This is a genomic window from Alphaproteobacteria bacterium, assembly GCA_040218575.1.
Taxonomy (GTDB): domain Bacteria; phylum Pseudomonadota; class Alphaproteobacteria; order JAVJRE01; family JAVJRE01; genus JAVJRE01.
In genome coordinates this window covers 434,322-447,090 of the sequence record JAVJRE010000007.1, presented here as the reverse complement: position 1 = coordinate 447,090, position 12,769 = coordinate 434,322, and the positions used below count along the sequence as shown (strand labels likewise).

Annotated in this window: 12 protein-coding genes; 6 read left to right on the top strand and 6 right to left on the bottom strand. The window is 67.6% G+C overall.

Annotation, left to right across the window (positions count from 1 at the left end):
• The first annotated feature begins 110 nt into the window (after window positions 1–110).
• A complete protein-coding gene (locus tag RIE31_11495) occupies window positions 111–1,343 on the top strand; it encodes a glycosyltransferase family 4 protein (protein ID MEQ8641208.1) in 1,233 nt (410 codons plus the stop codon).
• Here the strand turns inward: RIE31_11495 and RIE31_11490 are convergent.
• Window positions 1,332–2,093, bottom strand: coding sequence for an FkbM family methyltransferase (locus RIE31_11490; GenBank protein ID MEQ8641207.1), 762 nt, complete (start codon window positions 2,091–2,093; stop codon window positions 1,332–1,334). The genes RIE31_11495 and RIE31_11490 overlap by 12 nt on opposite strands.
• 120 nt (window positions 2,094–2,213) lie before the next feature.
• Between RIE31_11490 and cysD the strand changes: the two genes are divergently transcribed.
• Both cysD and cysC read left to right on the top strand, forming a co-directional pair.
• Window positions 2,214–3,008 (top strand): sulfate adenylyltransferase subunit CysD, encoded by a 795-nt coding sequence (cysD, locus tag RIE31_11485; protein ID MEQ8641206.1) that lies wholly within the window; start codon window positions 2,214–2,216, stop codon window positions 3,006–3,008.
• A gap of 5 nt (window positions 3,009–3,013) precedes the next feature.
• Complete coding sequence (cysC, locus tag RIE31_11480; GenBank protein ID MEQ8641205.1) at window positions 3,014–4,891, top strand: adenylyl-sulfate kinase; 1,878 nt, start codon at window positions 3,014–3,016, stop codon at window positions 4,889–4,891.
• Window positions 4,892–4,962: 71 nt separating this feature from the next.
• On the opposite strand, the gene RIE31_11475 is transcribed toward cysC, so the two are convergent.
• The 3 genes from RIE31_11475 to RIE31_11465 are packed head-to-tail and all read right to left on the bottom strand — an operon-like array spanning window position 4,963 to window position 6,958.
• Window positions 4,963–5,814: a hypothetical protein gene (locus tag RIE31_11475; protein MEQ8641204.1), complete on the bottom strand. Its 852-nt coding sequence runs from the start codon at window positions 5,812–5,814 to the stop codon at window positions 4,963–4,965.
• An 8-nt stretch (window positions 5,815–5,822) separates the two neighbouring features.
• The gene (locus RIE31_11470; protein ID MEQ8641203.1) at window positions 5,823–6,284 is read right to left on the bottom strand and encodes a hypothetical protein; all 462 of its coding nucleotides are present in this window, start codon (window positions 6,282–6,284) and stop codon (window positions 5,823–5,825) included.
• The gene (locus RIE31_11465) at window positions 6,281–6,958 is read right to left on the bottom strand and encodes a ParA family protein (protein ID MEQ8641202.1); all 678 of its coding nucleotides are present in this window, start codon (window positions 6,956–6,958) and stop codon (window positions 6,281–6,283) included. Before RIE31_11465 ends, RIE31_11470 begins: the two co-directional genes overlap by 4 nt.
• Window positions 6,959–7,265: 307 nt before the next feature.
• Between RIE31_11465 and RIE31_11460 the strand changes: the two genes are divergently transcribed.
• The 3 genes from RIE31_11460 to RIE31_11450 are packed head-to-tail and all read left to right on the top strand — an operon-like array spanning window position 7,266 to window position 11,201.
• The gene (locus tag RIE31_11460; GenBank protein ID MEQ8641201.1) at window positions 7,266–8,471 is read left to right on the top strand and encodes a multidrug effflux MFS transporter; all 1,206 of its coding nucleotides are present in this window, start codon (window positions 7,266–7,268) and stop codon (window positions 8,469–8,471) included.
• A 4-nt stretch (window positions 8,472–8,475) separates the two neighbouring features.
• On the top strand, window positions 8,476–9,720 hold the full coding sequence (locus tag RIE31_11455) for a multidrug effflux MFS transporter (GenBank protein MEQ8641200.1): 1,245 nt from the start codon (window positions 8,476–8,478) through the stop codon (window positions 9,718–9,720).
• On the top strand, window positions 9,717–11,201 hold the full coding sequence (locus RIE31_11450; protein ID MEQ8641199.1) for an aromatic amino acid lyase: 1,485 nt from the start codon (window positions 9,717–9,719) through the stop codon (window positions 11,199–11,201). The genes RIE31_11455 and RIE31_11450 overlap by 4 nt, the downstream gene beginning before the upstream one ends.
• Window positions 11,202–11,207: 6 nt before the next feature.
• Here the strand turns inward: RIE31_11450 and RIE31_11445 are convergent, their stop codons facing one another.
• Window positions 11,208–11,909 carry an RraA family protein gene (locus RIE31_11445; GenBank protein ID MEQ8641198.1) on the bottom strand — a complete coding sequence of 234 codons (702 nt, stop codon included), beginning with the start codon at window positions 11,907–11,909 and terminating at the stop codon, window positions 11,208–11,210.
• A gap of 19 nt (window positions 11,910–11,928) precedes the next feature.
• Window positions 11,929–12,762, bottom strand: a complete 834-nt coding sequence (locus RIE31_11440; protein MEQ8641197.1) for an enoyl-CoA hydratase-related protein — start codon at window positions 12,760–12,762, stop codon at window positions 11,929–11,931.
• Window positions 12,763–12,769 lie beyond the last annotated feature (7 nt).

Genomic DNA, 12,769 nt, shown 5'->3' with positions numbered 1-12,769 from the left:
CCGGACGGGCGCGCCTGGCGGGCGGATCGGTTGAATCGGGATGACCGAAGCGGGACGACTGACAGGGCGATGTGCGATAGAAAGGCCCGTCAAGCCATTGTCGGTGGACCATGCGTTTCGTCGTTCATGACTATCCGGCCCACGCCTTTCCGCTGCAGCTTTGTCGCTGGCTGGCAGGTCGCGGCCATCACCTTCTCCATCTGTCGAGCCCGGCGGTGGGCTCGCCGCGGGGCGATGTTTCCCGGCGCCCGGACGATCCACCGACACTGCAGATCGAGCCGGTGGTGGGACGTCATGACCGGCTCGACAAATACAGCCTGGTGCGACGGGCGCGGCAGGAATGGGACTATGGCGGACGGCTTGCCCGGCGCGTCCGGTCGTTTCGTCCAGACGCCATTCTTGCGGGCAACGCCTCGCCGCTGATCCAGCGCCGTTTGCTGACGGCGGCCAGACGCTGTGACGCGCGTTTTGTCTACTGGCTGCAGGATATCTACGCGGAAGCGGCGGCGCGGGTGGCCATAGGCGGCGCGACCCGTGTGCCCGGCGCGGTCGATGGTCGCCGCCGACGGGCCCTGCTGGGCCGACTGGTCGGGGCCGTGGAGTATGGCGTACTGCGGGCCAGTGCGGCGGTCATCACCATTTCCCCCGATCATGTGCCGCTTTTGATACGCCACGGCATCAATCGCCAGGCGGTCACGATTATCGAGAACTGGGCCTCGCTGAACGATGTGCAGCCCGGCCAGAAGGCCAACGGCTGGAGCCGCCCGAACGGACTGGCGGACAGGTTTGTACTGCTTTATGCCGGCACTCTGGGGCTCAAGCACGACCCGGCGATCCTGGCCGACCTGGCCGATGACCTGGCCGGGGACAATGCCGTCGTGGCGGTGGTCAGCGAAGGCCGCGGCCGCGACTGGCTGGAGCAGGAGAAGGCCCGGCGCGGCCTTGAAGGCCTGCGATTGTTCGATTTTGCCCCGGCCTTTTCCTTCAGCGACGTGCTGGCGTCAGGCGACGTGCTGCTGGCCGTGCTGGAGCATGACGCCGGTGCGTTTTCAGTTCCCTCCAAGGTGCTGAGCTATCTGTGCGCGGGCCGGCCGATCCTGGCCACATTGCCGACGGAGAATCTGGCGGCGCGTCGGTTGCTGGAAAGCGGCGCCGGTGTGGTTGTGGCCCCCGGCGAGCGGCTGGCGATGGCCGACCAGGCGCGGCGGCTGATGGCCGACCAGGCGCAGCGCATAGCTATGGGCAAGGCCGGCCGCGCTTTCGCCGAACAAGCATTCGATATGGACCGCATCGGCCAGCGGTTTGAAGCGCTGCTGGCTGGCGGCAAGGCCTCAGCCGTCTGAGGCCCGGCTGAACAGCAGGTCGGCCTGCACCGGCCGGCCATCGCCATCGTGGCTCAGGTTGCGGGTGTCGCTCAAACGAAAGCCGCGCCCGGCGAGCCAGGCGATTACCTGATCGGCCAGCGCCTGGCCGGCATAGAGCTCAACCCACGAACATTCCACATAGAGTGCGCTAAAGCGGCCAAGCAGTGATTCGCACCCTTTGAGGACATCCAGCTCGCTGCCTTGAACGTCGATCTTCAGCAAGGCGGGCGCCACCACGTCCTGCGCCCTCAGGCTGGTATCGAGGGGCGCCAGACGGATCCGCGCCGTGCCGCCGGCCGTGGTGCCAAACAGACGTTCCTGCGCGTCGCCAATGGGCAGGAGGGATGAGGAATCACTGGCCGTCGCCAGGTGCATATCCGCCTCGCCGGTGATCGGCGCGACGGCCAGGGGAAACAGCCGCACCTTGGCGTCGCCGTCGAAGATGCGTGCAAAGTCCGCCGCTGGCGCGGCCTGTGGCTCGAAGGCATAGATCCGCGCGGCGGGCCAGCGGCGGCGGGCAAAAAGGCTGAACTGGCCGCGGTGGGCGCCAATATCCACCACCGTGGCAAAATCCGGCCATGCCCCGTCATGCTCTATCGCCGGGGCGACGCCGGTGGCGCGGAAGGCGCGTCGCCACCGGCCATGGCCGGCAATGGCCAGGAGTTTGCGCACACGCAGCCGGAAATGGGTCCAGAACCGGGGAGTGCTGGTGGACAGGGAGACAGGCACGACCTAGAGAAAATCCTTTGCGGCGGCGGGACCGGCCCCCTTATACCATCGCCAGACGATGTGGCGCCCGATGGCGGCATCGCGGCGCGGTCCGCCTGCAGGCATAAGACAGGACAGATCATGGACTCCCTGGACCGGTTGGAAGCGGAATCGATCTATATCCTGCGCGAGACGCACAGCCAGATCCGCCGGCCGGCATTGCTGTGGTCCATCGGCAAGGATTCCAACGTCTTGCTGTGGCTTGCCCGCAAGGCATTCTTCGGTCGCATCCCGTTTCCCGTGGTGCATGTGGATACCGGGCGCAAGTTTCCCGAAATGTATGCCTTCCGCGACCGCTATGCCAGGGAATGGGGCCTTGATCTGACCATCGGCGATTGTCCGCCGGTGGAGGAGATGGACCCGTCCCTGCCACCGGCGGCTCGCAGCGCGGCGCGCAAAACAGAGGGTCTGCGCCGGTTGATCGCCAGCCAGGGCTATACCGGCGTCATTGCCGGAATCCGTCGGGACGAACAGGCGATCCGCGCCAAGGAGCGTATCTTCAGCCCACGCAGCGCCACAGGCGAATGGGACGTGCGCGATCAGCCGCCGGAGTTCTGGGACCACTACAAGACGGAGTTTCCGCCGGGCACTCATGTGCGCATCCACCCGATCCTCGACTGGACAGAGCTGGACGTGTGGCGCTATGCGGCGCGCGAAGGCATTCCGCTGGTGGACCTGTATTTTGCCCGCGACGGCAAGCGCTATCGCTCGCTGGGCGACCAGGACATCACCTCGCCCGTGGCCAGTCAGGCGACGACGATCGAGCAGGTCATCGCCGAGCTTGAGGCAACGCGGGAGAGCGAGCGCGCCGGCCGCGCCATGGATCATGAGTCGGAAGACGCATTCGAACGGCTGCGCGCCGCCGGTTATATGTGATGGCCATGATGGCGGAATCGGAGCCCGGCTTCGGCCTGGTGGTGGCCGGTCATGTGGACCATGGAAAATCCACTCTGATCGGCCGTCTTCTGTATGAGCTGGATGCTCTGCCGCCGGAGGCCCGGGCGCGGGTGGAGGCGGCGTCGACCCGGCGTGGCCGCCCGCTGGAGTGGGCTTTTCTGCTGGATGCCTTTCAGGCCGAGCGCGACCAGGGCGTCACCATCGATTCAAGCCGGGTGCGGTTTCACCATGATGGCCAGTCCTATCGCATCATTGACGCGCCGGGCCATCGTGAGTTCATCACCAACATGGTCGCCGGTGCGGCCGATGCCGATGCCGCCCTGTTGCTGGTGGATGCGGCGGACGGGGTCCGCGAGCAGACGCGACGCCATGCCAGCCTGCTGCACCTGCTGGGCCTGAGCCAGATCATCGTGGTGGTCAACAAGATGGATCTGGTGAACCACGACCAGTCGCGCTTTGCCGCCATCGCCGATGAAGTGCGATCCTATCTGGGCGAGCTTGGGCTGACACCGCTGACGGTGGTGCCGGTGGCGGCGGCAACCGGCGCCAATGTCACGCAGCCTGCCGCCACCCTGGCCTGGCACCATGGTGACACGGTGCTGTCGGCGCTGGCGCGGCTGACCGCAAAGCCGTCGCTTGCCGACCAGCCCTTTCGCCTGCCGGTGCAGCATGTCTACCGCGTAGGAGAGCGGCGGCTGCTGGCCGGACGGGTCACCAGTGGCAAAATCAAGCGCGGTGACCCTGTGGTGCTGTCCCCATCCAATCGCCTTTCGGCAGTGGCGGCGGTCGAGACATGGCCGCCGGAGACATCGCCGGCGGAGGCCATGGCCGGCCAGTCCATCGCTCTGGAACTGACTGACGATCTGTTTGTTGAGCGCGGCGAGGTGGTCAGTCACGAGGCGGATGCGCCGATGGAGACCAATGTGTTCGCCGCCCGTCTGGTGTGGCTCGGCCAGCGCCCGCTGGAGGCGGGCGACGGCCTGACCATCAAACTGGGCACGGCGCGTCACCCGGTCATTGTGGAAGCGGTGCGCGCCCGTATTGACCCCGATACCCTGGCCCGTGATGCGGGCGGTATCGTGTCGCGTCATGGCATAGCCGAAGTGCTGCTGCGCACCCCCGCCATGGCGGTGGTTGAGATGGCCGGCGGACCGCCGGCGCTGGCCCGCTTCGTTCTGCTCGACGGTTTTGATGTGGTGGCCGGCGGCACAGTGGATATGCACGACTATCCCGACCAGCGCCTGTCGATCACCCGGCGCAGCAGCAACCTGACACCGGTGTTGCACAAGGTGACCGCCGACATGCGGGTGCGGCAGAAGGGGCATCAGGGCGGCGTGCTGTGGTTCACCGGCCTGTCGGGGTCGGGCAAGTCAACTCTGGCCATCGCCCTGGAGCAGGCGCTGTTCAGGCGCGGCTATCATGTCTATGTGCTTGACGGCGACAATGTGCGCGCGGGCCTGAACAGCAATCTGGGCTTTACGCCGGAAGACCGGGCGGAGAACATACGGCGGGTTGGCGAGGTGGCCGCCCTGTTTGCCGATGCGGGGGAAATCGTCATTTCGGCGTTTATTTCGCCATATCGGGCGGACCGCGAGCGGGCCCGCCAGGCAGCCGGATCGCGTTTTCATGAAGTTCATCTCAGCACCGACGTCACGGTCTGCGAAGAGCGTGACCCCAAGGGGCTCTATGCCCGGGCGCGGCGCGGCGAGATCGCCGACTTCACCGGCATCTCAGCGCCCTATGAAGCACCGGACTCAGCGGAACTGGTCCTGGATACCGCCAGTGCCAGTATCGATCATTGTCTGGAAACACTTGTGGAGTATGTGACGACACGGTTCCGCCTCGACTCCCGCAGCGACTAGCAGGCGATGGCCGGCGATCTGTGCCGGGCCCGACGAAGTGGTGATCGGCAGGATGGCAAGTGGGTCGCCGATTAGCCGGCCAACGGTGATTTCGCTACTCCGGGCGTCACCTGGCAGAGCAGGGAATCGATGCGCGTCTGGCTGGCGCTGAGCGGCAGAACGACGGCGCGCCAGCGCCCGCCGCCGCGGTCACTAGCGCCTTCGGCGCGGTCACCGGCGCCGTCGGCGCTGTCAAAAGACTCCGACACGTCAATGGCCCGCCCGACCCGGGCGGCCGTGCGCGCCAGATTGGCCAGCCAGTCAAAGCAGGCGTCGGGCGGGACCGGACCCTGCTCGCCGGTGCCTGGCTTGCCAGAAGTGGCCGGGCAAGCATCGGCCATGTGCCGGGCCTGCGGCCGCCGCTGCCAGGCCTGACGTATGGACGCCAGGGCGTCTGCGCTGCTGGCTGTCACCAGGCTGGCCGAGGCAATCTCGAAAGCCTGTGGCCAGTCGCGCGCCAGACGCGCCGGGTCGAGCTCAACCGCCGAGGGGCAGCGCCGTCCGTTGCGGCGCAAGGACCAGTAGTCAAACAGGTCCACGCCGGCGCCAGCGGGCCCGTAGTCGGCAAGCGCGGTCATGCTCTCTGGGGCCGTCGGCTGCGGCGTGGTGGCCCGCGGGTGGGCGTCCCATCCGGCCGTGGCCTGCCGCAGCGCGTCCATCAGCCGCTCAAGGGGCGGTTGGTGGTCGGCAGGGACGCTGTCAGCGGGGCTATCGTCCGTGGTGGTTGTCGGCACGGCGGTGGCGGGCTCCGGAGCTGGCGTGGCGAACCGCGTGGTGTGCGGCGCGCGTACCGGCTGGCGGGCGCGGACCGACTGCGGCGCGGCGGTGCGGCGACGCACCAGGCTGGCGTCGAGCGAGGCATGGTCGTTGGCAGGATCGCGCATGGCGTCTCTCAGCTGTTGCCGTCTGCGGCAGAGGCGTCGCCAGGCGGCCGGCGCGGCGCCAGGCAGAGGCAGGCCGGGTCGGCTGCGGCGGTGCGGTCCAGATAGACAGTGACCGCCTCGGCCAGCAGGCTTTGCAGGGTGGTGGCGCGATTGGCGGCGAGAATGCGCAGGCGTCGGTGATCATCAGGCGTCAGGCGCAGTGACAGGCGGGCAGGGGTCTGCCGGTTGGGCCGGGCGGAGCGGGCGGCTTGTGGCGGGGTGGCTGTGCGTGCGTCGCCGACGGCGCGCGGCGCATGGCCGAAGGGCGGCGGCAGACGGCGCACCGCCTCGGCATCGGTCGTGGCGGTGACGGACCTGCCGTTGGCCGGGCGTGCGGCGGCGGCCTTCGCCGCTTTCACCGTGGCGGCCAGCGTCGGACGGGCGTCGCCTTTGCGCACCAGCAGGGCGCTGGTCAGGTGCGGCTGGCTCATGATCGCCAGCCCAGGGCTACTGGCTGTCTGGCGGTGGCCACCGTCACGGTGTGTCGCCGTCCCAGGCGGTCGGCCAGATAGGTCCACAGGCTGGCGATTTCACCGGCCGAGCGTCCTGAGGCATTGGTTTCCAGCACCGTGCGGCCGTCGATCATGGACGCCGCGAAATCGGTTCGCTGGTGACAGATGACGGGCGCCACGGTGCCATGCTGGCTGAGCGCGATGGCTGCCTCCGCCGTGATACGGGCGCGCGGGGTGGCGCCGTTGATAACGAAGACGAAGGGCTTGTCCAGCTCTTCGCTGAGATCAACCGTGGCGCCGGCCGCGCGCAGATCATGGGGACTGGGCCGTGTGGGCACCACCACCAGATCGGCGACGCCGATGACCCGGGCGATGGTGTGGGTAATGGCCGGCGGCGTGTCCATGATGAGCAGGCGGATGCCGTCGCGGGTCATGCGTTCGATGTCATGGTCCAGCGATTCGAGGCCGGGCCGGGCGAAGGCCGGGGTCTCCTGCGCGCGCGCGTTCCACCAGTCCGACAGGCTGCCCTGCGGATCGGTGTCCATCAGGGCAACCGGCCCGAAGCCTGCCTGGTCCGCCGCCACCGCCAGATGGCCAGCCAGCGTCGTCTTGCCCGATCCGCCCTTTTGCGAGGCCAGAGCGATGATGTCCATGGGCCGCTCTCCGTTGCGGCCGTCCGGTCGGACGGCCTGTGGAAGGCGGACCATGCCGCCAAGACCCTGAACAGGTGATTAGGAAACCGTAGCGTTTGGGCCAATTTCGCTGGACATTGCCGGAACCCGCCGGCCGGGCGGCTGGACAGCCCCCGACCATCCCACTAGATCAAGGTCTAGCGGGTCTGTCCGCTGGTCGGCCGTGCGCTACCGCGCCTTCGTGGCCCGTCCCATCCCACTGCCGGTCATGCCGGCGTCTCTACCGCCGATCTGCCGCAGGGCACACCGGCAGATGGATTTGTGCGCTATGGCTCTGCCGCTGCGTCCGTCGCTCGCCATTCTGGTTGCCACAACGGCAACCGGGCCTTTGGCGCTGAACATCTTTCATCCGTCCATGCCCGGTCTGGTGGCGGTGTTCGACACCAGCTACGCCATGGTCCAACTGACCCTGACCCTGTATCTGCTGGCCATGGCCTTCTCGCAGCTCGTCTACGGCCCGCTGGCGGATCGCTACGGCCGGCGCATCACCATGCTGTGGGGGCTTGGGCTTTATGTTGCCGGCAGCATCATGGCGACAGTGGCGCCGACCCTGCCGCTGTTACTGGCCGGCCGCGTGGTGCAGGCCGCCGGCGGTATTGCCGGCATGGTCATAGCCCGCGCCATGGTCCGCGACCTTTATGACCGTGAACGCTCGGCCGGGGTCATCGCCTATATCACCATGGCCATGGTAGTGGCGCCGATGCTGGCGCCGACCATCGGCGGTTTTCTCGATGTTCATCTGGGCTGGCGATCGAGCTTTGCCTTTGTTGCGATCTTCGGCGGGGTGGTCATGGCCTTTGCGGTCTTTAACCTGCCGGAGACCCTGAAAGAGGCCGCGGCCCTGCCCAATATGGCGGAGATGGTCCGCGGTTATGGGCGGCTGATGCGCGAGCCGGCCTTTGTCGGCTATGCCTTTCAGGCGGCGTTTTCCACCGCGATATTCTTTTCCTTCATCACCGCGTCGCCCTTCATCATCATCAATCTGATGGGCCTGCCGCCCAGTGCCTTCGGCCTGCTGTTCGTCATGGTCTCGGGCGGCTTCATGGCCGGCAACTTTGCCGCCACCCGGGCGTCACGCCGGATCGGCAGCCATCGCACCATCGCCATCGGCATCGGGTTTGCCGTCGTCGGCATCGCCATCATGGCGGCGCTGGCGCTGGGCGGCGTGTTTACGTCGCTGGCGCTGTTCGGGCCGATGATGGCGGTGGCCTTTGGCAATGGTCTCAGCCTGCCCAACGCCATGGCCGGCATCGTCAGCGTCAATCCGCGCCTGGCCGGTACGGCTTCGGGCCTTGGCGGCTTCATTCAGATGGGGCTCGGCTCCGGCGCCACCTTTCTGGTGGGATCGCTGCAGGGCACCACGCAGATGCCGGTAATCGCGGTGATGACGGTTGGCGTGGTCTTCTCGGCCCTGTCCTACTGGCTGGCGACCTGGGGCAACCGGCGGCCCGCGCCGCACGGGCAGGGGGCCTGAACCCGTGCTGAGACTGGCCAAGGCACCGCCACTCTACATTCTGGTCCTGGCGACGGCGACCGGGCCGGTCGCCATGCAGATCTGGGTGCCGGCGATTCCGGGGCTGATCAATGTCTTCGATGTCACCTATGCCGCCGCGCAGTTCACGCTGACCTTCTTTCTGGTAGGCATGTCGGTGGCGCAACTGGCCTATGGTCCGCTGTCCGACCGTTTCGGCCGGCGGCCGGTGATGATCGCCGGGCTGGGACTGTATGTGGCCGGCAGCGTACTGGCGGCGCTGGCGCCGTCGCTGACTTTGCTGATCTTCGCCCGTGTGCTGCAGGCGTTGGGCGGAGTCGCCGGCATGGTGCTGAGCCGGGCCATCATCCGCGACGTCCATGGCCGTGATCGTTCGGCGACGATGATCGCCTATGTGACCATGGCGATGGTCGCGGCCCCCATGGTCTCGCCCTATCTGGGCGGCTGGCTCGACACCAATGTGGGCTGGCGGGCGATTTTCGTTGCCACATCGGTGTTTGGCGCGGTGGTGCTTGTGCTGGCGACTTTGCGTCTGCCGGAGTCCAATACGGAGCGCCAGGCCTTGCCGGGTCTGGGCGGCTTCTTCGCCGGCTATCCGGCCTTGCTGCGGTCGCTTCCGTTCAATGCCTATGCCTGGCAGCACGCCGCCAGCACCGGTATCTGGTTCTCGTTCCTTGGTGGCGCACCGTTCCTGATTTCCGGCGTGCTCGGACTGCCGAGTCAGGTATGGGGCGAGTGGTTCATCATCAGCGCCTTCGCCTTCATGACAGGTAATTTTCTCGCCGGCCGTCTCAGCGAGCGGCTGGGTATTGATCGCATGCTGCTGACCGGCACCCTGATTTCCTATTGCGGCGTTGGCGCCCTGTTCACCGGGGCGCTGATGGGATTGCTGTCGCCGGCATCACTGTTCCTGCCGATCTCTCTCATTTCCATCGGTCAGGGCCTGTCCATGCCAAACGCCCTGGCCGGCGTGGTCAGCGTCAACCCACGGGTGGCCGGCACGGCGTCGGGCCTGTCGGGATTTCTCCAGCTCGGCACCGGCGCCATCGCCACCCAGATTGTCGGCCGGCTGCTGGGCGAAACGGCTCTGCCTCTGGCTATCATCATGCTGTGTTTCGCAACCGTATCTCTGACTTTTTGCCTGATTGCCGTGAGGATCGGTCCCCGAACCCGCGGCTATGAGCTAGCATCCGCCACCGCAGCCGCCCGCAAAGAGGATCCCGCCGCATGACCGTCACACTCAACGCCATCGGCGATCTTGACCTGGATGCGGTGCGTCGCGTTGCGCTCGATGGCGAGGGGGTCCGCTTCGGCCCGGCGGCCCGGCAGCGCATCGCCAAAGCCCATAAGGACTTTCAGGCCTATGTGGAGGCCAATCGCGGCAAGTTCATCTATGGCGTGACCAGCGCCTACGGCCCTGACGCCAAGAAGCATACGGCACCCGAAGAACAGAAAAAGAAGATGCAGTCGGGCAACCCCTTCATCGGTCTCAGCTTCGGTCAGGGACACCTGCCGGAACACACCGTCAGGGCGATGGTGCTGGCGACCCTGTCGATGGTAGTGGAGGGCACCACCGCGGCCCATCCCGACCGTGCTGCGGCTATTGCCGCCATGCTGGACGGGCCGATGCCGGAGGTGCCGACCCAGGGGCTGGTGGGGGCCGGTGAGATTCTGGCCCTGTTCCACCTGTTCAGCCATATGCCGCGCTTTCCGGGCTATCAGGCGGGCACCGGCAACGGCACCCCGGCGACCACCGGTATGGGCGCCATAAGTGCGGTGTTCGCGCGCCGCCGGCTGGACCTGGCGACGCGTCTGTTCGCCTTGTCGGTGGAAGCGCTGGATGCGCCGCTGGAGGCCTATGACCCGGCGCTCAAGGGGTTGTGGGGCGATCCTTATGAGGCGCGCGCGCTGGACCGTCTCAACGCCGTGCTAAAGGGGGCCAGGACCAAGGGCCGGCGCTTCTATCAGGCGCCGGTGTCGTGGCGCATCCTGCCGCGGGTTCTGGGCCAGGGTGAGCGCGCCGTAGCGACGCTGGAGGCGGCGGCCCTGGACTCGCTTCATTCCATGGCCGCCAACCCGACCTATGTGCCGGCCGGCTGGCGCGGTCGCAAGGACGGCGGCAAGACGCTGTCCACCGGCGCCTATCACAATGCCAATGTACCGCCGGCCCTGAACGGTATGATGGCCACATGGGTTGATCTGGCGCTGTTGGCGCACCGTCACACCACCAAGCTGCATAAGGGCGAGGTGTCGCTGCTGCCCGATCGCCTGCTGCCGCCAGGCACCGATGTGGCGAGCGGCCGCTCCACCACTTATTTCGAGTATGTGCCGAATGGTTTCATCGAAGAGATGCGCCATCTGGCCCAACCGGTACTGCTGAGCCCGCTGGAGCCGGCGGCGTCAGAGCAGGACGATATCGCCGCCCCCGGTCCGGTCGCTCACATTATGGAGCAGCGGGTGGCGGCGCTGTTCGACATGACCATGGCCGTGCTGGCGGCAACCGCCAGTCAGGCGCTGCATGTGACGAAGCGGGCGCCGGCGCCGCCGCTCCAGCCACTGCTCAAGGAGATTCGTCGCCATTTCGCGCCCGTCGTCGACACCCGCAAGCTGGGCCCGGAGGGCGAACGACTGGCCGCGGCCTTTGGCGCAGCGGTGAGGGACGGCCACTTCGGGGCGGTCCGGCTGGACAGCCAGGCGGCGCGGGCGCGCTAGACCGGCTTACTCGATCGCGCCGCCGACCGTGCGGCGCAGGGCGTCGAGCGAGAAATCGCCGGCGCAGAGGTCGAGAATAACTTTCTCTTTGGCCATGATGCGCCCGACCGCGGCGGGAATGGCGGCCGCCACATGGTGCGGAATAACCACCGCGCCGTGACGGTCCGCATGGATCAGATCGTCGTCGGTGACGCTGAGACCACAGACCGTGACCGGCAGGCCGATCTCCTCGACGCGGATCCAGGCATGGCTGGGACCGATCTCCCCGGCGAGGATCTGAAAGCCCGGCGCCAGCATGTGGAGATCGCGCATGGAGCCATTAGTAATGGCGCCGAGAGCGCCGAGCCGCAAATGGACCCGCGTGTGCACTTCGCCCCAGAAGGCGCCGATCCCTGGCTCGTCATCGAGGTCTTCCAGAACGACGATGGCCGGCCCTGGCGCGGCCGCAACATGACCGTACCAGGCAAGCCGCCGCGCCGTCAGCTCCGCCCGGTCAGCGTCTGACGCCTGGGCCGCACGAATGGTCGCGGTGCGGGCATAGCCGACCATTGGCGGCAGGGACAGGTCAGCCACATGCAGGGTGCGCCGGGTGATGCCATCATCCACCGGCCGGCCGGTGGCCTCTTCGATGGCGTTGCAGATGGTTGGCGTGTCCCATTGGGCCAGGGTGGCGAGCAGGGCGGGATCATGCGGCGGGGCAGATGCCATGGCGGTCGGGACCTCCTGATTAGTCGGCGGCGGGTGGTGCAGGTTTGCGGCTGAAATCCGCCTTTCGCTGGTCGAGAAATGCGGCCATGGCCTCTTTCTGGTCGTCGCCGAAGAGGCTGGCGCAGGCCCGGGCATCGGCCTGCACCGCCTGGTCCAGCGGCAGGCCGGCGCTGTGGTTCATGTGCTGCTTGATGGTCGCCAGCGCGCCGGGGCTGAAGCCGGCCAGGCGCCGCGCCAGGCTGTCCGCGGCGTCGGCAAGCTGGCCAGCGGGAACCAGCCGGCTGATCAGGCCGATGGCCAGTGCGCGGTCGGCGGTGATGATGTCGCCCGACAGGACGAGGTCCAGCGCCACACCGCCGCCTACCAGGCGGCTGAGGCGGGCGATGCCGCCGGCGCCCGGCAGGATGGCCAGGGTCACTTCCGGCAGGCCGAAGCGGGCGCCGTCGCTGGCCAGGCGGATGTCAGAGGCCAGCGCCAGCTCCAGCCCGCCGCCGAGACACCAGCCGCCGATGGCGGCGACCACTGGCTTCGGCGCCTGCGCCAGGGCCTCGCCGACAGCGGCCAGGCGGCGGCAATAGTCCAGGGCCGCGTCCGGTGCCAGCGCGTGCAGTTCGCCAATGTCGGCGCCGGCGATGAAGGCCTGGTCGCCGCCGCCGGCGAAGACAATGACCCGCACTGCAGGGTCCGCCGCCGCATCCGCCACGGCGTTCGCCAGGGCCGCGACCAGGGCGCTGTTGAGCGCATTCATGGCGGCGGGGCGATTGACCGTCAGCCAGCGACAGCCGTGGCGATCACGGATCTGCAACGCACCGGCGTCTGGGCCGTCTGGACTGGCGGGCGGAGTAGGTGACATGCGGTGT

Coding starts and splice junctions, on each gene's coding strand:
- RIE31_11495 (MEQ8641208.1), top strand. CDS start 111: ATGCGTTTCGTCGTTCATGACTATCCGGCCCACGCCTTTCCGCTGCAG.
- cysD (MEQ8641206.1), top strand. CDS start 2,214: ATGGACTCCCTGGACCGGTTGGAAGCGGAATCGATCTATATCCTGCGC.
- cysC (MEQ8641205.1), top strand. CDS start 3,014: ATGATGGCGGAATCGGAGCCCGGCTTCGGCCTGGTGGTGGCCGGTCAT.
- RIE31_11475 (MEQ8641204.1), bottom strand. CDS start 5,814: ATGCGCGATCCTGCCAACGACCATGCCTCGCTCGACGCCAGCCTGGTG.
- RIE31_11470 (MEQ8641203.1), bottom strand. CDS start 6,284: ATGAGCCAGCCGCACCTGACCAGCGCCCTGCTGGTGCGCAAAGGCGAC.
- RIE31_11465 (MEQ8641202.1), bottom strand. CDS start 6,958: ATGGACATCATCGCTCTGGCCTCGCAAAAGGGCGGATCGGGCAAGACG.
- RIE31_11460 (MEQ8641201.1), top strand. CDS start 7,266: ATGGCTCTGCCGCTGCGTCCGTCGCTCGCCATTCTGGTTGCCACAACG.
- RIE31_11450 (MEQ8641199.1), top strand. CDS start 9,717: ATGACCGTCACACTCAACGCCATCGGCGATCTTGACCTGGATGCGGTG.
- RIE31_11445 (MEQ8641198.1), bottom strand. CDS start 11,909: ATGGCATCTGCCCCGCCGCATGATCCCGCCCTGCTCGCCACCCTGGCC.
- RIE31_11440 (MEQ8641197.1), bottom strand. CDS start 12,762: ATGTCACCTACTCCGCCCGCCAGTCCAGACGGCCCAGACGCCGGTGCG.